Below are 17,041 nucleotides of genomic sequence, written 5' to 3'. Positions count from 1 at the left end.
GCGCGCCGCTCCGGCGGTCAGCCCAGGCGCTCCCGCCAGTGGTTGGCCTCCGCCACGATCGCAGCTTCGTCGTAGCGTTCGGCCTGGCCATGCCCCCATACGGGCCCCGGCCAGGCTGCATCGCCTTCATGGCGCCCGACCAGATGGATGTGCAACTGGCGCACGATGTTGCCGAGCGCGCCGATGTTGAGTTTCTGTACCGTGGGAACCGCACGAATCAACGCACCCGCCTGGTTGATCTCCGCCAGCAGCAGGCGCTGCTGGCCGCCATCCAGATCCAGCCATTCGCTGACGTTGTTCACCCTCGGTACCAGCACCAGCCAGGGATAGCGCCGGTCATTCATCAACCGCACCTGCGAGAGCGGTCCGTCGGCGACGAAGACACTGTCGCTGGCGAGCCGGGAATCCAGCTGGAAGCCGCTCATCCGATGTTTTCCGCGAGGAATGCGAGGCTGCGCGAGAGCGCCAGCTCCGCGCTGGCGGCATGGTAGATGTCAGGGCTGGCATCGCGGTTGAACGCGTGGCCGGCGGGGTAGGTGAACACCGGCATGCCGGGCAGGCGATCACGGTGCAAAGCGATGGCTTCGGGAGGAATCGACCCGTCCTGTTCGCCGAAATGGAACATCACCGGCGCCGGCAGCGTGCAGCCTTCCGGCATGTCCTGCAGGAACAGGCGATTGCGCGAGCCGTAGTAGCTCACCCCCGGCAGGCCCAGCCGCAACGCCGACAGGAAGGCAACCGTGCCGCCCCAGCAATAACCGACCGTGCCGACCTTGCCTGCCCAGGCCAGCGCGCCGGCGGCCGCGGACACGACATCAAGCGCGGCATCGAATCCCAGCTTGCCGATGAGTTCGCGGCCACGGTCGTGGGCGGAGGGGTCATAGGGCAGTTCGACGCCGGGTTCGACCAGATCGAAGAAGGCGGGGGCAAGGGTGGCGTAGCCCGCCTCGGCATAGTGCTCGGTCACGTTGCGGATATGCGCGTTGGCGCCGAAGATTTCCTGGATGATCACCAGGCCGCCGCGGGGTTCACCCCGCGGACGAACCTGCCAGGCGGCGACCGGGCCGCGTGCGGTCTCGAGGGTGGTCCATTCGCCCATGGCGGAACTCCTGATGTCGTGCTGCCGAAAGCGCGCATTGTCGCCCATCGGGCGCTGGTGCCGGGTGACGGGTGCGCCATTCAGTCCGCGCGCCGGGGGGGGGGCCGGGAAGGAAGGGTATAATCCGCGGCCCTCGGCGCCGATGCCGTTTCTTCCGTTCCCGCTTCCATGTCCCTGCAGAACCCCAAGGTGGGTTTCGTCAGCCTCGGCTGCCCGAAAGCCCTGGTCGATTCCGAACGCATCCTCACCCAGTTGCGCGTGGAGGGCTACGACATCGTGCCCACCTACGACGACGCCGACGTGGTGGTGGTCAATACCTGCGGGTTCATCGACGCGGCGGTCACCGAATCGCTGGATGCCATCGGCGAGGCGCTGGCCGAGAACGGCAAGGTCATCGTTACCGGTTGCCTGGGCAAGCGCCCGGAGCAGATCCGCGAAGCGCATCCTGACGTATTGGCGATCAGCGGTCCGCAGGATTATCAGAGCGTGATGGAGGCGGTGCATGCGGCGCTGCCGCCCAAGCACGATCCGTTCCTGGACCTGGTGCCGGACTATGGCCTGAAGCTGACCCCGCGCCACTACGCCTATCTCAAGATTTCCGAAGGCTGCAATCACCGTTGCAGCTTCTGCATCATCCCGTCGATGCGTGGCGATCTGGTCTCGCGACCGGTTGACGAAGTGCTGCGCGAGGCCGAGCGCCTGGTCAGGGGCGGAGTCAAGGAACTGCTGGTCGTCTCGCAGGACACCTCGGCCTACGGCGTGGATCTGAAATACGCCGAGCGCGAATGGGGCGGCAAGGCCTACGCCACCCGCATGAAGGCGCTGTGCGAGGGCCTGTCCGCGCTCGGCGCGTGGACGCGCCTGCACTACGTCTACCCGTATCCGCACGTGGACGACGTCATCCCGCTGATGGCCGAGGGCAAACTGCTGCCGTACCTGGACATCCCGTTCCAGCACGCCAGCCCGCGCATCCTCAAGCTGATGAAGCGTCCCGGCGCGGTCGACAAGACCCTGGAGCGGGTGCAGCGCTGGCGGGCGATGTGTCCGGAACTCACCCTGCGCTCGACGTTCATCGTCGGCTTCCCCGGCGAAACCGAGGCCGAGTTCGAGTCGCTGCTGGAATTCCTCGACGAGGCGCAACTGGATCGGGTGGGCGCGTTTGCCTATTCGCCGGTCGAGGGCGCGGCCGCCAACGCGCTGCCGGATCCGGTGCCGGAGGAAGTGAAGCAGGAACGCCTGGCCCGTTTCATGGAACGGCAGGCGGCCATCTCCGCCGCGCGCCTGGAAGCGAAGATCGGCAGCGTGCAGCGTTGCCTGGTGGATCTGCTGGAAGACGGCATCGCGGTCGCGCGCTCGTCGGCCGATGCGCCGGAAATCGACGGCCTGGTGCATATCCAGAACGGTGAAGAGGCCGCCCTGCGGGTGGGTGACTTCGTCGACGTGGAAATCACCGACAGCGATGAACACGACCTGTTTGGCGACGCCATCGTCAGGTCGAACGCCGCGGCGATCGATCTCAAGGTGCTGTGACCGGAGCGGCCACGGTGGCGGGGAGGGAGCGCCGCCGCTTCGTCGCCCCCGCACGTGGTCCTCTCACTGTCGCCTGCTTTGCCCACCCGTTGTTCGAGGATCTTACGGGCTACCGCGATCTGGCCGAATCGGCCGATTGGCCCGGCATCGACACCCTCAATGCCAGGTTGCCGTTGCCCGGACGACGTTTCGTGGCCCAAGATGAAGCGCTGGACGCCGACGGACTGCACTATGAGGTGCGCGTCGCCCAGGGAAGTATCGCCACCCGTCCGCACAACTGGCACGACTTGTTCAACGCACTGGCCTGGGCACGTTATCCCGCCCTCAAGGCGGCGCTCAATGCGCGCCAATGCCTGCACGTCGCACGCAACGGCACGCAGCGGCGCGATCACGCGCAGCAGGCATTGACCCAGTTCGATGAAGGCGGCGTGATCGTATGGGCACGCGCCGCCGCACTGATCCGGGCGTGGGACTGCCACGACTGGTCCACGTTGTTCCGCAATCAGGCGGACCATTGGCGGCGGGGCGACATCGGCATCGCCGCGGTCGTGGGACATGCGCTGATGGAACAGGCCCTGTTCCCGGAACGCCGGCTGGTGGGCAAGTGCCTGGTGGTGCTGGGCGGCACGCGGGAGGAGAGCGTGCTGCGCATTACCGCTGCCATCCAGGCAGGCCAAACCCTGGTCACGCCGGGCGAGTTGCGGCCGTTGCCGCTGGCCGGCATTCCCGGTTGGCGTCCACGGCAGGACGACGCCTTTCATGCACAGGCCGACTACTTCCGCCCCTTGCGCGAAGGCCGTGTGTATCCACGGCCGCTGTCCTGATCAGGATTCGTAGCCGACGTCCACCACCACGAAGCGGGCCATGCCGCCGGGCAGTTCGACCGCGAATTCGTCGTCGATGCGCTTCTTCAGCATTGCCCGCGCCAGCGGCGAATCGATGCTGATCCAGCCGCGCGGCGCATCGGTTTCGTCCGGCCCGACGATGCGGTAGCGCGAAGTCTCTCCGCTGGCCATGTTCTCCACCTCAACCCGGGCGCCGAAGAACACCGCCTCCGGATCCGAAGGCGCGCCCTCGACCACGCGCAGGGCCTCCAGCCGTTTGCTCAGGTAACGCACGCGGCGATCGATCTCGCCCAGCTGTTTCTTGCGGTAGGTGTACTCGGCGTTCTCCGAGCGATCGCCTTCCGCGGCGGCGGCGGCCAGCGCCTTGACCACTTCCGGGCGCCTGGCGCGCCACAACTCGTCCAGTTCCGCCTTCAGGCGATCGTGGCCTTCGCGGGTGATCAGGGCGGTGCTCTTTTCGGCAGGGGGACGCCAGCGGGACATGCGGACAGGAAAGCCTTGCGGAGTACTTTGCGGAACAGGATAGATCGGGGCGGCGGCAGTGGAATCAAGCGCGCGCCAGGGTCTTCTCGTAGCGCCACACTTCGAGATCGAAGATGCCGGCCGGCGTGTCGAGACGGTTGATCATGTTGCCCGCAAGCGTCCAGCCCTGGCGGGTGTAGAAGCGCGCGGCACGCTCATTGCCGATGGCGCAGGCCAGCCAGGCGCGGGAGACGCCGGCCCGGGCCTGGCGCGCTTCGGCGTCGGCCAACAGCATGGCCGCGACGCCGCTGCCACGCGCGGCGGCACCCACGTACAGCTGGTACATCTCGTCGCCCTTGATCATGGCGAAACCGAGTGGCTGGCCGAGGGCACCGATCGTGCGCACCCGGGGCAGGCCATCCGCGAGGCGTTCGGCGAAACTGGCCAGGGTCCGATGACGCGCCAGTGCCGGCGGCAGGATGGCCGCGTGGGCGTCCTGCCAGCCGTCGTGCCACAGGCGCGCCAACGCTTCGATTTCGGAAGGTTCGGCCTGTCTGATCCGCATGGTCCGCCTCGCCTCGCGGTCGCGCTGCCCCCCGGCCGCCGCGTCAGCGGCGCCCGCCGAAGATGCTGCCCAGGATGCCGCGCACGATCTGGTTGCCCAGCTTGGTGCCGATGGTGCGGGTGGTCTGCTTGGCCATGGTTTCGATCATGCCCTGGCGGCGTTTGGTGCCGAACACTGCATCCTTGACCGCCTGGCCAAAGCCGCCCGCGTCGGGATCGTCCTTTTCGGTCTTGGCGGCCGGCGCGTTGGCGGTCTGCATGGCCGCGTCGGTGCGCTTGGCGAGCATCTCGGCCGCCGATTCGCGGTCGATGCGGGTGTCGTACTTGGCCCCGACCGGGCTGCCGGCGCGCATCTGCGCGCGTTCGCTCTCGTTGATGGCGCCCATCCGGCAGCGCGGCGGCGAGATCAGGGTCTGCTGCACGGGCGAGGGCACGCCCTTGTCCTGCAGCGTGGAGACCAGCGCCTCGCCGGTGCCCAGGCGCGAAATCGCATCGGCCACGTCCAGCTTGGGATTGGGGACGAAGGTCTGGGCTGCGGTCTTGACCGCTTTCTGATCGCGCGGGGTGAACGCACGCAGCGCGTGCTGCACGCGGTTGCCCAGCTGGCCCAGGATGTTGTCGGGCACGTCGTCGGGGAACTGCGAGCAGAAATAGACGCCCACGCCCTTGGAGCGGATCAGGCGCACGACCTGTTCGATACGCTGCTTGAGCGCGGGCGGGGCATCGTCGAACAGCAGGTGGGCTTCGTCGAACACGAACACAAGCTTGGGTTTGTCGAGATCGCCGACTTCCGGCAGGGTTTCGAACAGTTCCGACAACAGCCACAACAGGAAGCTGGAGTACAGGCGCGGCTTCAGGATCAACTGGTCCGCGGCCAGGATGTTGACGATGCCGCGGCCGTCCAGATGGGTACGCATCAGCTCCTGCAGTTCCAGCGCCGGTTCGCCGAAGAACATCCCGCCGCCTTCCTGCTCCAGCCGCAGCAGGGCGCGCTGGATGGCGCCGACCGACTGTGTGCTGACCAGGCCGTAGCTGGTGGAAATGTCCTTGCGCTCGTCGGCGACCAGGCCGAGCAGGGCGCGCAGGTCCTCCAGATCCAGCAACAGCAGGCCGCGGTCGTCGGCCAGCTTGAACACGATGTCCAGCACGCCGGCCTGGGTGTCGTTGAGCTCCAGGATTCGCGACAACAGGGTGGGACCCATCTCGCTGACCGTGGTCCGCACCGGATGGCCAAGCTTGCCGTACAGGTCCCAGAACACCACCGGGCTGGCGCCGGGCGCGTAGTCGGCGATGCCGATGTCACGTGCGCGCTGGAGCACCTTCTCGTTGCCGTCGCCGGCCACCGCGAGTCCGGCGACATCGCCCTTCACGTCGGCCAGGAACACCGGCACGCCCAGGCGCGAGAAGCCCTCGGCCAGGGTCATCAGGGTCACGGTCTTGCCCGTGCCGGTGGCCCCGGCCACCAGGCCGTGGCGGTTGCCGAATTTCGGCAGCAGGGTGACGGGGATGTCGTCGGTGGTGCCTTTGCCCAACAGAATCGGATCCATGAGGTGCCTCGCGGTCTGGTCGGCTGATTCTAGCGATCCGGGATGTCCGGGGAAGTAATGTCGTGACAGGTTCGGCTTGCCCCGGGATCCGGGCGCCGCTACCCTGCCGCGACCGTTTTCGATTGCGCGTGCTGATGTCCCTTACGAAGTCCTTGCTGCGTCCCTGGCCCCTGCTGGCCGTTCTCCTGCCGCTCCTGGCGCTGGCCCCCGCCGCGCATGCCCAGCGGGTCTCGGCCAAGGACAAGGCCGCCATCGAAGTGCTGAACGCGCGCATGGCCGCGGCCGAGAAGCGTTACCGCGACGGCCTGGTGCGGGTGGCCAACAACGACCCCAAGGGGACCGCCGAGACCGATGCCGCGCTGGAGGACATGGAGGACGTGCTGGACGCCTGCATCAAGCAGCGCGGCTGCCAGACCCACACCCTGCTGACCACATACAAGCGCCTGCTCAAGGATGCCTCCGACGGTGGCGGCGAGGCCGAGGAGGAAACCACCAGCGTCGATCCCCTCGATGACGGCAGCGATCATTCGGCGCTCGCCCAGGCCATCCCGGAAGCCCAGCGCGCCGCATCGCTGCTCAACGACCAGCGTCACGCGTTCGACAAGATGGTGGAGTACAACCCCGCGGTGCAGGCGGGCATCCGCCGCTGGCTGACCGACATGCGCAGCGCGCTGATCACCAGCTACGAGAACTACCAGAACATGCGCGCGGAGATGTACCCGGACTGGGAGCGCAGCAAACTGCCGGAAGCGCTGCTGTTCGGCATCATGGCCAAGGAATCCAATGGCCGCGTGCATGCGACCTCGCGCGCCGGCGCGGCCGGCCCGCTGCAGTTCATGTATGCGACCGGCAAGCGCTTCGGCCTGGGCCCGGACGGCACCGGTTTCGATACCCGCTACGACCCGGCGTTCGCCGGCGAGGCCAGTGCCGCCTACATGAACGAGCGCATGCGCGAACTCAACAACAACATCGAGTTCGCCCTGGCCGCCTACAACGGCGGCGAAGGCCGCGCCGGCCGCGTCTACCGTCAGTACCCGGGCCGTGGTTTCTGGGACGAGGTGGTCTACAGCCAGTTCCCGGGCGAGACCCGCGACTACGTGCCGATGGTGATCGCCGCGGCATGGTTGTTCCTGCATCCCAAGCAGTACGGCCTGGAATTCCCCAAGGTCGACGTGCATCCGGCGCCGCTGAAGCTGGCGCGCGACAGTTCGATTTACGAATTGACCATCTGCCTCGGCAATGGCGGCACCCGCGAGGGCTTCATGCGCGCGCTGCGCAACCTCAATCCCCGCTACGAGGCCGAAGCCTGGATTCCGGCCGGGACGATGCTCAAGGCCAACACCCGCATCGTCAGCCTGTACAACCGCTACTGCGTCAGCGGCCCGCGCGCCGACCTGGCCCGCACGCTGGTGCGTGCCGACGTCAACGCCGCCATCAAGCGCACCGCGCTGACCGGCACCGTCGCGGTGGGCGACGTGACCCCGGTGGCGGGCGTGCCGACCACGGTGGCCTCCGGTGAGCCCAAACCGGCCGAACCGAAGGCGAAGCAGGCGCGCGAGTACCGGGTCGCCAAGGGCGACACCCTGGGCCGGATTTCGCAGCGCTACCAATGCGACCTGAAGAAGCTGGCCCGCGCCAATGGCCTGAAGGGGCCGGCCTACAGCGTGCGACCGGGGCAGTCGCTGACCCTGGAAAGCTGCAGGAAGTGACGTGAGCGCGCCGGCGCGTATCCACCGCCGGAACATCGGATGGCTGGCGACCGTAGTGGCCAGCGCCGTGCTGGCCATCATCGGCGCGGAGGCCGAAGGCCTGCGTGCGCTGCACTATCTGTTCAAACCCCTGGCCACGCTGCTGGTGGCGGCGATGGTGCTGCGCATGGCGGCCGCGGAGCCCGGCTACCGGCGCGCGGTGCTCGCCGGCTTGCTGCTGTCCTTGCTCGGGGATGTGTTCCTGATGCTTCCCGGCGACTGGTTCGCGTTCGGGCTGGGCAGTTTCCTGCTGGCGCACCTGTGCTATCTGCGGGCGCTGCGACGGCGCGGTGGCTGGTTTCGTCCGCGCTGGCCGGTGCTGGCATACGCCGGCGTCGCGGCGATGGTGCTGGCATGTCTGTGGCCGCATCTGCCGACGGATCTGCGGATTCCCGTGACCGTCTATGTGGCGGCGCTGGCCGCCATGGCCGCGCAGGCGGCCTGCGTCTGGCGCCAGCGTCCGGACCGGGCCACCGCGCTGGCCGCGGTCGGCGGCGCGTGCTTCGTGATGTCCGATGCGCTGCTGGCCATCGATCGCTTCGCCATCACGATTCCCTTGGCGAGTGCGTGGGTGCTGGTGAGCTACTGGACGGCGCAGTGGTGCATCGCACGCTCGACGGCGACTTAGGCGGGTGATGGTCCGGTGTGGTCAGAGATGGCTTCCAGCCGCGCCAGCGCCTGTCCCAGCCGCACCGGCGATTCGGCATGCAACTCCGGCGCTAGTTCCGCTACGCCCGGCGGCAGCAGGATGATCACGGTCGAGCCATAGTTGAAGCGGGCCATTTCCTCGAAGCGATCCAGGGTGATGCCCTTGCCGCGATAGTCCTTGCGGGTGACGCGATCGCCGTAGGCGGGAATTTCCACGCCGCTCCAGACCGTCTCCACGCCCGATACCAACAGCGCGCCGACCATCACCGAGACCATCGGGCCGAAGTCGGTGTCGAAGTGGCAGACCAGGCGCTCGTTGCGGGCGAACAGCCCCGGCACGCTGGCGACGGCGTCGGTGCCGACGCTGAAAAGGCGGCCGGGCACATGCACGGTTTCGCGCAGGGTGCCGCGCCAGGGCATGTGGACCCGGTGGTAGTCGCGTGGCGACAGGTACACGGTGGCGTACAGGCCGTTGCGGAACGGCTCGGCGTCCGCGGCATCGCCCAGCAGTTCGGCGGCGGTGAACGATTGCCCCTTGGCCTGGAAGATGCGCCCGTCCCGGATGGGTCCGCATTGGCTGACATGGCCGTCGGCCGGCATCAGCAGCGCGCGCGGGTCCGGATCGGCCATGCGTGCGCCGGGCTTCAGCGCGCGGGTGAAGAAGGCATTGAAGCTCGGATAGGCGCGCGGGTCGGGCTCGGCCGCTTCCGACAGATCAACGCCGAAGCGGCGCACCACCGCGCCGATCAGCCATTGCTTGATGGCCGGCGAGCTGGAATACGCCAGCCGGCGCGCCAGCGAGGACAGCAAGCGATGCGGCAGGACGTAGGTGAGCGCGGTGACCGGACTCATCGCGCGGTGGCCTCGGTCAGCGCCTTCATGTCGGTGGCAATGGCATCGGGACGGAACGGCGGGCGGATCAGGCCGGCCAGGCGCCCCTGCGGATCCAGCACGGCGATGGCCGAGGAATGGTCCATCGAATAGTCGTTGGGATTCTGCTCGAAGCCCTTGCCCGGGACCTTCATGAAGACGAAGCCCAGCGACTTGGCGAAATTCTCCAGGGTGGGCTCGTCGGCGGTGGCCGCCAGCGTGTCGGGGTGGAAGGCGTGCGCGTACTCGCCGACCTTGTTGGGGGTGTCGCGTTCCGGATCCACGGAGACGAACAGCACCCGCGGGCGGGTCGAGTCGGGCAGGGCGCGCCACTGGTTCTGCGACTGGGCCAGTTCGGCCAGGGTGGTCGGGCAGACGTCCGGGCAGAAGGTGAAGCCCAGGAACACCAGGGTCCAGTGGCCTTTCAGTTCGCCGGAGGCCAATTGCGTACCATCGGACTGCCGCAGCGCGAACTCCGGCAACGGGCGCGCCTGCGGGAGCATCGTCACCGCCTGCGTCGCCGGCCAGGCCTGCGCGGGGCGGGCGGGGCCGAAGAACTTCTGCGCGGCCAGCAGGCCCAGGCCGGCGGCCAGCGCCAGCAGCAGGATGATCCCGAACTTCTTGTTGAACATGGCGGTCTCGCGGGAAGGCCGGCGTGGCGGCGGTTTCGAGCCGTGCCGGCGGACCCGACATGATACCGGCGCAACGCCTATAATCGGGAACCGGACCCCACCGGCCATTTCCCCCGTCTTTACGCCATGACTGCCGACGCAGCCGCAGAACTGCATACCCTCATCGACCTGATCCGGTACGGCGCCAGCCGCTTCAACGAGGCCGGCCTGACCTTCGGTCACAGCTACGACAACGCCCTCGATGAGGCAACCCATCTGGTGCTGCACACGCTGCATCTGCCGCCGGATCTGGGCCCGGCCTACGGCCAGGCGCGGGTGACCGGCACCGAGAAGGCGGAAATCCTCGCGCTGTTCAAGCGCCGCGTGGAAGAGCGCGTTCCGGTGGCCTACCTGACCGGCGAGGCCTGGTTCGCGGGACTGAGTTTCAAGAGCGACGCGCGCGCGCTGGTGCCGCGTTCGCCGATCGCCGAACTGATCGAATCGGGCTTCGAGCCGTGGCTGGGGGGGCGCGAGGTCAACCACGCGCTGGACCTGTGCACCGGTTCGGGCTGCATCGCCATCGCCATGGGGCACTACAACCCCGAGTGGCAGGTCGACGGCGTCGACATCAGCGACGACGCGCTGGCACTGGCGGCCGAGAACAAGGCGCGCCTGCATGCCGACAACGTGCAGTTGGTCAAGTCGGATCTGTTCGCCGGCCTGGGCGGGCGCCATTACGACCTGATCGTCACCAATCCGCCCTACGTCACCAACGACGAGACCGATGCGCTGCCGAAGGAGTATTCCTTCGAGCCCGAACTCGGCCTGCGCGCCGGCGACGACGGCCTGGACCTGGTGCTGAAGATCCTGCGCGATGCGCCGCTGCACCTGAGCCAGGAAGGTCTGCTGATCTGCGAGGTCGGCGAATCCGAGCACGCGCTGGTGAAGCTGCTGCCGGATGTCGAATTCGCCTGGATCGAATTCAAGGTCGGCCAGATGGGGATCTTCGCGGTGGAGTGCGCCGAATTGATCCGGCACAACAAGCACATCCGTGCGCTGGCGGACGCGCGAAAATGAAACGCGCTTCCGATGGCGTCGCGCCATCCCGCGGCTAGCGCCGGGCCTGCTCGGCGAGCACGTCCGGTTTGCCGGAACAGCGGGGCAAGCTCCGCTCCACATGAGACACCGCCTTGAGCAGCAACAGTTTCGGAAAACTCCTCACCGTCACCACGTTCGGCGAATCGCACGGACCGGCGATCGGCTGCGTGATCGACGGTTGCCCGCCCGGGCTGGCGATCGCGCCGGAGGAGTTCCGGCATGACCTGGAGCGTCGCGCCACCGGCAAGAGCCGGCATACCTCGGCGCGGCGCGAAGCCGACGAGGTGGAAATCCTCAGCGGCGTCTACGAAGGCCTGACCACCGGCACGCCCATCGCGCTGCTGATCCGCAACACCGATCAGCGTAGCAAGGACTACGCCAACATCGCCAGCCAGTTCCGTCCCGGCCATGCCGACTACACCTATTGGCAGAAGTACGGCATCCGCGATCCGCGCGGCGGCGGGCGTTCCTCCGCGCGCGAGACGACCATGCGCGTGGCCGCCGGCGTGATCGCCAAGAAGTGGCTGGCGCGGCGGCATGGCGTGAGCGTGCGCGGCTATCTGTCGCAGCTCGGGCCGGTCACGCCGGAAGGTTTCGACTGGAACGTGGTCGAGGACAACGCGTTCTTCTGGCCGCACGCCGCACAGGTGCCGGCGCTCGAAAGCTACATGGATGCGCTGCGCAAGTCGGGCGATTCGATCGGTGCGCGGGTGAACGTGGTCGCCGACAACGTGCCGCCGGGCTGGGGCGAGCCGATCTACGGCAAACTCGACGGCGATCTGGCCGCCGCGCTGATGAGCATCAACGCGGTCAAGGGCGTGGAGATCGGCGACGGCTTCGCCGCGATCACCCAGAAAGGCACCGAGCATCGCGACGAGATGACCCCGGAGGGTTTCCTGTCCAACCATGCCGGCGGCATCCTCGGCGGCATCTCGACCGGCCAGCAGGTCACTGCCTCGATCGTCCTCAAGCCCACCTCCAGCCTGCGCCTGCCGGGCCGCACCGTGGACCTGGACGGCCAGCCGGCCGAGGTGATCACCACCGGTCGCCATGATCCGTGCGTGGGCATCCGCGCCACCCCGATCGCCGAGGCGATGATGGCGCTGGTGCTGATGGATCACGCGCTGCGCCACCGCGCGCAATGCGGCGACGTGGGCGACGTGCCGCCCCGGGTGCCGGGACAGGCCGATGGCTGAACCGCGCCGCCGCGTCTGGGTCTCGCAGCCGCTGTTCGATGACGTCATCGAACGGCTGGGCGGGTACTTCGACGTGCGTGGCACCACCGAGGTGCAGGCCTATACGGCGGCGCAGATCGCCGCGCACCTGCGCGACGCGGATGGCGCCGTGGTCACCCTCAACGAGCGCATCGGCGCGGCCGAGGTCGCGGAGGCGCCGCGGCTGAAAGCCATCGCCAACGTCGGCGTCGGCTACAACAACCTCGACATCCCGGCGCTGGACGCGGCCGGCATCGTGGCGACCAATACGCCGGACGTGCTCACCGAGACCACCGCCGACTTCGGTTTCGCCCTGTTGATGGCCACCGCCCGCAGGATCACCGAGGCCGAGCGCTGGCTGCGTGATGGCCAGTGGCGGCAGTGGTCGTTCAGCACGATGCTGGGCATGGATCTACATGGCAGCCACCTGGGCATCCTCGGCATGGGCCGGATCGGGCAAGGCATCGCGCGCCGGGCCGGCGGTTTCGGCATGCGCGTGCGGTACCACAACCGCCATCGCGTCGATGCGGCGACCGAGCGCGAGTGCCGTGCCGAATACGTCGATCTCGACACGCTGCTGGCGACGTCTGATCATCTCGTGTTGGTGCTGCCGTATTCGCCGGACGTCCATCACCTGATCGACGCCGCCGCGCTGGCGAAAATGAAGTCGACCGCCACCCTGGTGAACATCGCGCGTGGTGGCCTGATCGACGAACCCGCGCTCGCCGACGCACTGGCGCAGGGCCGCCTGGCCGCGGCGGGGCTGGACGTCTACGAAGGTGAACCGGCCGTGCTTCCGGAACTGCTCGCGCTGCGCAATGTCGTGCTGACCCCGCACATCGCCAGCGCCAGCCTGGCCACCCGCCGCGCCATGGTTGGCCTGGCGGTGGACAATCTCATCGCCGCGCTCGGCGAAGGTCCGGATGCCGGTCGTCCGGCCAACCCCATCAACCCGGATGTGCTGGCGATCGCCGGCGGCGACCGCAAGACCACCGCGATTAAACGATAGGGAGCCTCTGGCCTTCCCGGAGGTTCCCCGAACACAGCCCCCCATTGCTGTCCGCTGTCTTCCTTCATCCCCATTTTTTTTCGCGAATCCCCATCCATGAGCAATCAGAATCGCAGTTTCAATGTCGCAGTCGTGGGCGCCACCGGCGCCGTGGGCGAGACCATGCTCGCCATCCTGGCCGAGCGCGGCTTCCCGATCGGAAAGCTGGTCGCGCTGGCCTCCGAGCGTTCGGCCGGCGGCGAGGTCGAGTTCAACGGCCAGAAGATCACCCTCCAGGACCTGGCCACCTTCGATCCGGCCGGCATCGATATCGCCCTGTTTTCCGCCGGTGGCAGCGTCTCCAAGGAATACGCGCCGAAGTTCGCCGCCGCCGGCGCGGTGGTAATCGACAACTCGTCCGCGTTCCGCTACGACGACGACGTGCCGCTGGTGGTCAGCGAGGTCAACCCGGAGCAGGTGCAGAACCGTCCGCGCGGCATCATCGCCAACCCCAACTGCTCGACCATGCAGATGCTGGTCGCGCTGGCGCCGATCCACCGCAAGGCCGGCATCGAGCGCATCAACGTGGCGACCTACCAGTCGGTGTCCGGCGGTGGCCGCTCGGCGCTGGAGGAACTGGGCCGCCAGACCGGCGCCCTGCTGAACTTCCAGGATCCGGATCCGCAGCGCTTTCCGGTCCAGATCGCCTTCAACCTGATTCCGCACATCGACGAGTTCCTCGACAACGGTTTCACCAAGGAGGAAATGAAGCTGGTGTGGGAGACCCGCAAGATCCTCGGCGACGACAGCATCCAGGTGAACCCGACCGCGGTGCGGGTGCCGGTGTTCTACGGCCACTCCGAGGCGGTCAATGTGGAAACCAAGGTCAAGCTGAGCGTGGCCGAAGCCCGCGCGCTGCTGGAGAACGCCCCCGGCGTGGAAGTGGTGGACGACCACGCGCCCGGTGGTTACCCGACCCCCGTCACGCACGCCTCCGGCACCGATCCCGTCTACGTCGGCCGCATCCGCGAGGATCTGTCGCACCCGCGCGGCCTGAACCTGTGGATCGTCGCCGACAACATCCGCAAGGGCGCGGCCCTGAACGCCGTGCAGCTGGCGGAACTGGTGGCGAAAAACGGTTGAACCGTTATAGTCGGCGCCATCGTGGCAAAGGGGACGGCTTGATGCCGACGGCGGGATACCGATGGCGCAGCCTGATGGCGCTGGCGCTGCTGTTGATCAGCAGCTCGGCGCTGGCGCTGGGACTGGGCGAGATCCGGGTGAAATCCTCACCCGGGCAGCCGCTGCTGGCCGAGATCCCGATCATCTCCAGCGAACCGGGCGAGCTGGAACAGCTGCGCGCCCAGTTGGCTTCCCCGACCACCTTCGAGCGGGTCGGCCTGCCGAGGCCGACCGGCCTGGTCGGCAACCTCGATTTCGCGGTGGCGCTGGACGACGCCGGCCGGCCGGTCATCCGGGTCACCACGCAGGAACCGGTCACGGTACCGGTGCTGAATTTCCTGATCGAAGTGGACTGGGGCCAGGGGCGGTTGGTGCGCGAGTATTCCGCGCTGGTCGATTCCCCGGGAACGGTCGCGGCCGCCGCGCAGCCGGTGATCGACGCGCCGCGGGCGGCGCCGGACGACACCATTGCCCGCCCGGTCGAGCCGATCGCCACGGTCGAGCCCGCACCGCCGGCCGAGACGCCGGGCGACACGCCTGGGCGGGCCAGCGCGGGCGCGCCGGCGACGCGCACGCCGGTCCCGGCGCCACCGGCGTCGGGCGATGCGGTGCAGGCGGGCGACCAACTGACCGTGGCCCGCGGCCAGACCCTGTCCGGCATCGCGCGCGACCTGGCGGGCGGACGCAGTCTCGACCAGACCATGATCGCGTTGCTGCGCGCGAACCCCGAAGCGTTCATTGGCGGCAACATCAATCGCCTGAAGCAGGGCGCGGTGCTGCGGATTCCCGCCGCCACGGAAGTGGCCGGGCTGGGACAGGCCGAAGCCGCGGCACTGGTACGCAACCAGATCGACGAATGGCGCCAGGCGCGCCGCCCGATCCCGCAACCGGCGGCGATCGCGGCGAACCCGGCGCCGTCGTCGGCGGACGCGCCGGCACGCACGACCCAGGCCCGCCTGGAAATCGCGCCACCACTGGCGAGCGCGACGGCACGGGCAGGCACACAATCCGGCGTCGAAGCCGGCGGCGAGGGCAACATGCTGGCGAACCAACACGCACAACAGACGCAGGAAGATCTGGCCGCCCGTGAATCGGAGGTGCAGGAGCTGCGTGCCCAGGTCGCCGAACTGGAAAAGCTGAAGCAGCAGCAGGACAAGTTGATCGCGATGAAGGACAGCGACCTGGCCGCCGCGCAGCAGCGCCTGGACCAGTCCAATGGCGCCGCCTCGTCCGGGACCCCGCTGTGGGCATGGGTCGGCTGGGCCTTGCTGATCGTCGGCGCGCTGGCCTGGTTGCTGAGCAGCCGCCGCCAGCGCGTGGCGCCGCCCAGGCCGGCCTCGCGAAAGCCGTTGTTCGAGACACCCGCGGCGGTCGCGCCGGCGGCGCCTCCCGTTGTCGACGTGCAGGTGCCGGATGTCGTCGCGCCATCTGCGCCGGTCGTTGCTCCCGCCGCGACCGGATCCGCCCGGCCGACCTGGCATTCGGGCGAGCCGGCCGCCGACGCGGCGGCCAGCGTGGCCCCGCTGAATCCGGCACCGGCCGGTCGCGAGCGGCTGGAACTGGCGGTCGCGTATCTGGATCTGGGCGATACCGTGACCGCGCGCGATCTGTTGAACGAAGTCGCCGCCGGCCATGACGAAGCCGCGCGCCAGGAAGCCCTGCAATTGCTGCGCGATCTCGGTTGATGCGGATAGGGAGTCGTTGATGCGGTACGCGCTGGGCGTCGAATACGACGGCAGCGGATTCCAGGGCTGGCAGCGCCTGAGCAAGTCCGGTACGCCGGATGAGACCAGCGTGCAGTCGGTCCTGGAGAACGCACTCTCGCGGGTGGCCAACGCGCAGGTCGACACGATCTGCGCGGGTCGGACGGACGCAGGCGTGCATGCGCAGTGCCAGGTCGTCCACTTCGACAGCGCCGCGCCGCGCGATCCCCGCAGCTGGGTGCTGGGAACCACCGCCAACCTGCCGCCCGCGGTCTGCGTGCGCTGGTGCCAACCGGTCCCGGATGACTTCAATGCGCGCTTCTCCGCGCGCGCGCGCCGCTATCGCTATCGCCTGGTCAACCGCATCGTCCGTCCCGCGCTGGAGCGCCACACCCTGAGCTGGGAACGGATACCGCTGGATGCGGACGCGATGCATCGTGCCGCGCAGGCGCTGCTCGGCGAGAACGACTTCAACGCGTTCCGTACCGTGCACTGCCAGTCGCCGCATGCCTTCCGTGATCTGCAGTCCATCTCCGTGCACCGCCATGGCGAGCAGGTCTGGGTCGATGTGCAGGCCAACGCGTTCCTGCATCACATGGTGCGCAACATCGTCGGCTCATTGCTGGTGGTCGGACGCGGCGAGAAGCCGGAGGGCTGGATCGCCGAGCTGCTCGCCGGACGGGATCGCACCGCCGCCGGCCCGACCGCGCCGCCCGATGGCCTGGTGTTCGTCAGTCCGCTGTATCCGGCGCACTGGCGACTGCCGCCCGAAGTGACGCTGCCCGGCTAGCGAGATGGCACGGCGCCGGCTTGGCCGTCACGCCGTGGACCTTGCGTAAAGGCCAGGGTGCGCGGAAGCTGTTCCCGATTCCCGATTCCCGATTCCCGATTCCCGATTCCCGATTCCCGATTCCCGATTCCCGATTCCCGAT

The 17,041-nt window shown here is 68.3% G+C and carries 17 protein-coding genes; 10 read left to right on the top strand and 7 right to left on the bottom strand.

The genetic code is table 11. The features are described from left to right. Window positions 1-17 precede the first annotated feature (17 nt). Complete coding sequence (locus AC3DE2_RS07530; protein WP_488425674.1) at window positions 18-425, bottom strand: HIT domain-containing protein; 408 nt, start codon at window positions 423-425, stop codon at window positions 18-20. Then, complete coding sequence (locus tag AC3DE2_RS07525) at window positions 422-1,099, bottom strand: dienelactone hydrolase family protein (protein WP_488425672.1); 678 nt, start codon at window positions 1,097-1,099, stop codon at window positions 422-424. Before AC3DE2_RS07525 ends, AC3DE2_RS07530 begins: the two co-directional genes overlap by 4 nt. Before the next feature lie 168 nt (window positions 1,100-1,267). On the opposite strand from AC3DE2_RS07525, the gene rimO reads away from it, so the two are divergent. Both rimO and AC3DE2_RS07515 read left to right on the top strand, forming a co-directional pair. Further along, window positions 1,268-2,629 carry a 30S ribosomal protein S12 methylthiotransferase RimO gene (gene rimO / locus AC3DE2_RS07520; protein WP_488425670.1) on the top strand — a complete coding sequence of 454 codons (1,362 nt, stop codon included), beginning with the start codon at window positions 1,268-1,270 and terminating at the stop codon, window positions 2,627-2,629. After that, entirely contained in the window at window positions 2,626-3,453 is an 828-nt protein-coding gene (locus AC3DE2_RS07515; protein WP_488425669.1) for a DUF3025 domain-containing protein, read from the top strand. The genes rimO and AC3DE2_RS07515 overlap by 4 nt, the downstream gene beginning before the upstream one ends. Here AC3DE2_RS07515 and greB read toward each other — a convergent pair whose 3' ends face one another. The 3 genes from greB to AC3DE2_RS07500 form a co-directional block, all read right to left on the bottom strand. Continuing rightward, on the bottom strand, window positions 3,454-3,957 hold the full coding sequence (gene greB / locus AC3DE2_RS07510; protein ID WP_488425668.1) for a transcription elongation factor GreB: 504 nt from the start codon (window positions 3,955-3,957) through the stop codon (window positions 3,454-3,456). A gap of 64 nt (window positions 3,958-4,021) precedes the next feature. After that, a complete protein-coding gene (locus tag AC3DE2_RS07505) occupies window positions 4,022-4,501 on the bottom strand; it encodes a GNAT family N-acetyltransferase (RefSeq protein ID WP_295375961.1) in 480 nt (159 codons plus the stop codon). Between the two features lie 43 nt (window positions 4,502-4,544). Continuing rightward, on the bottom strand, window positions 4,545-6,047 hold the full coding sequence (locus AC3DE2_RS07500) for a helicase HerA-like domain-containing protein (RefSeq protein WP_488425667.1): 1,503 nt from the start codon (window positions 6,045-6,047) through the stop codon (window positions 4,545-4,547). A 134-nt stretch (window positions 6,048-6,181) separates the two neighbouring features. Here AC3DE2_RS07500 and AC3DE2_RS07495 point away from each other — a divergent pair, with 134 nt between their 5' ends. Next, on the top strand, window positions 6,182-7,756 hold the full coding sequence (locus tag AC3DE2_RS07495; protein ID WP_488425666.1) for a transglycosylase SLT domain-containing protein: 1,575 nt from the start codon (window positions 6,182-6,184) through the stop codon (window positions 7,754-7,756). 1 nt (window position 7,757) lies between these two features. Further along, a complete protein-coding gene (locus tag AC3DE2_RS07490; RefSeq protein ID WP_295375958.1) occupies window positions 7,758-8,423 on the top strand; it encodes a lysoplasmalogenase in 666 nt (221 codons plus the stop codon). Here the strand turns inward: AC3DE2_RS07490 and asd are convergent. Then, window positions 8,420-9,295, bottom strand: coding sequence for an archaetidylserine decarboxylase (gene asd, locus AC3DE2_RS07485; RefSeq protein ID WP_488425665.1), 876 nt, complete (start codon window positions 9,293-9,295; stop codon window positions 8,420-8,422). The two genes, AC3DE2_RS07490 and asd, sit on opposite strands and share 4 nt — an antisense overlap. Next, entirely contained in the window at window positions 9,292-9,945 is a 654-nt protein-coding gene (locus AC3DE2_RS07480; protein ID WP_488425664.1) for an SCO family protein, read from the bottom strand. The genes asd and AC3DE2_RS07480 overlap by 4 nt, the downstream gene beginning before the upstream one ends. 126 nt (window positions 9,946-10,071) lie before the next feature. Between AC3DE2_RS07480 and prmB the strand changes: the two genes are divergently transcribed. The 6 genes from prmB (at window position 10,072) to truA (ending at window position 16,899) form a co-directional block, all read left to right on the top strand. Beyond that, window positions 10,072-11,001 (top strand): 50S ribosomal protein L3 N(5)-glutamine methyltransferase, encoded by a 930-nt coding sequence (gene prmB / locus AC3DE2_RS07475; protein ID WP_295375955.1) that lies wholly within the window; start codon window positions 10,072-10,074, stop codon window positions 10,999-11,001. Window positions 11,002-11,114: 113 nt separating this feature from the next. Beyond that, on the top strand, window positions 11,115-12,218 hold the full coding sequence (gene aroC, locus AC3DE2_RS07470; protein ID WP_488425663.1) for a chorismate synthase: 1,104 nt from the start codon (window positions 11,115-11,117) through the stop codon (window positions 12,216-12,218). Further along, complete coding sequence (locus AC3DE2_RS07465) at window positions 12,211-13,245, top strand: 2-hydroxyacid dehydrogenase (protein WP_488425662.1); 1,035 nt, start codon at window positions 12,211-12,213, stop codon at window positions 13,243-13,245. The genes aroC and AC3DE2_RS07465 overlap by 8 nt, the downstream gene beginning before the upstream one ends. A gap of 96 nt (window positions 13,246-13,341) precedes the next feature. Next, entirely contained in the window at window positions 13,342-14,367 is a 1,026-nt protein-coding gene (locus tag AC3DE2_RS07460) for an aspartate-semialdehyde dehydrogenase (RefSeq protein ID WP_488425661.1), read from the top strand. A 41-nt stretch (window positions 14,368-14,408) separates the two neighbouring features. After that, window positions 14,409-16,091 carry a FimV/HubP family polar landmark protein gene (locus tag AC3DE2_RS07455; protein WP_488425660.1) on the top strand — a complete coding sequence of 561 codons (1,683 nt, stop codon included), beginning with the start codon at window positions 14,409-14,411 and terminating at the stop codon, window positions 16,089-16,091. Between the two features lie 19 nt (window positions 16,092-16,110). Beyond that, on the top strand, window positions 16,111-16,899 hold the full coding sequence (truA, locus tag AC3DE2_RS07450) for a tRNA pseudouridine(38-40) synthase TruA (protein WP_488425659.1): 789 nt from the start codon (window positions 16,111-16,113) through the stop codon (window positions 16,897-16,899). Window positions 16,900-17,041: the final 142 nt, after the last annotated feature.

Source organism: Pseudoxanthomonas sp. 68-E7 (assembly GCF_057773145.1).
Note: the sequence above shows the minus strand (reverse complement) of the source record. Positions and strands in the feature narration are given on the sequence as shown.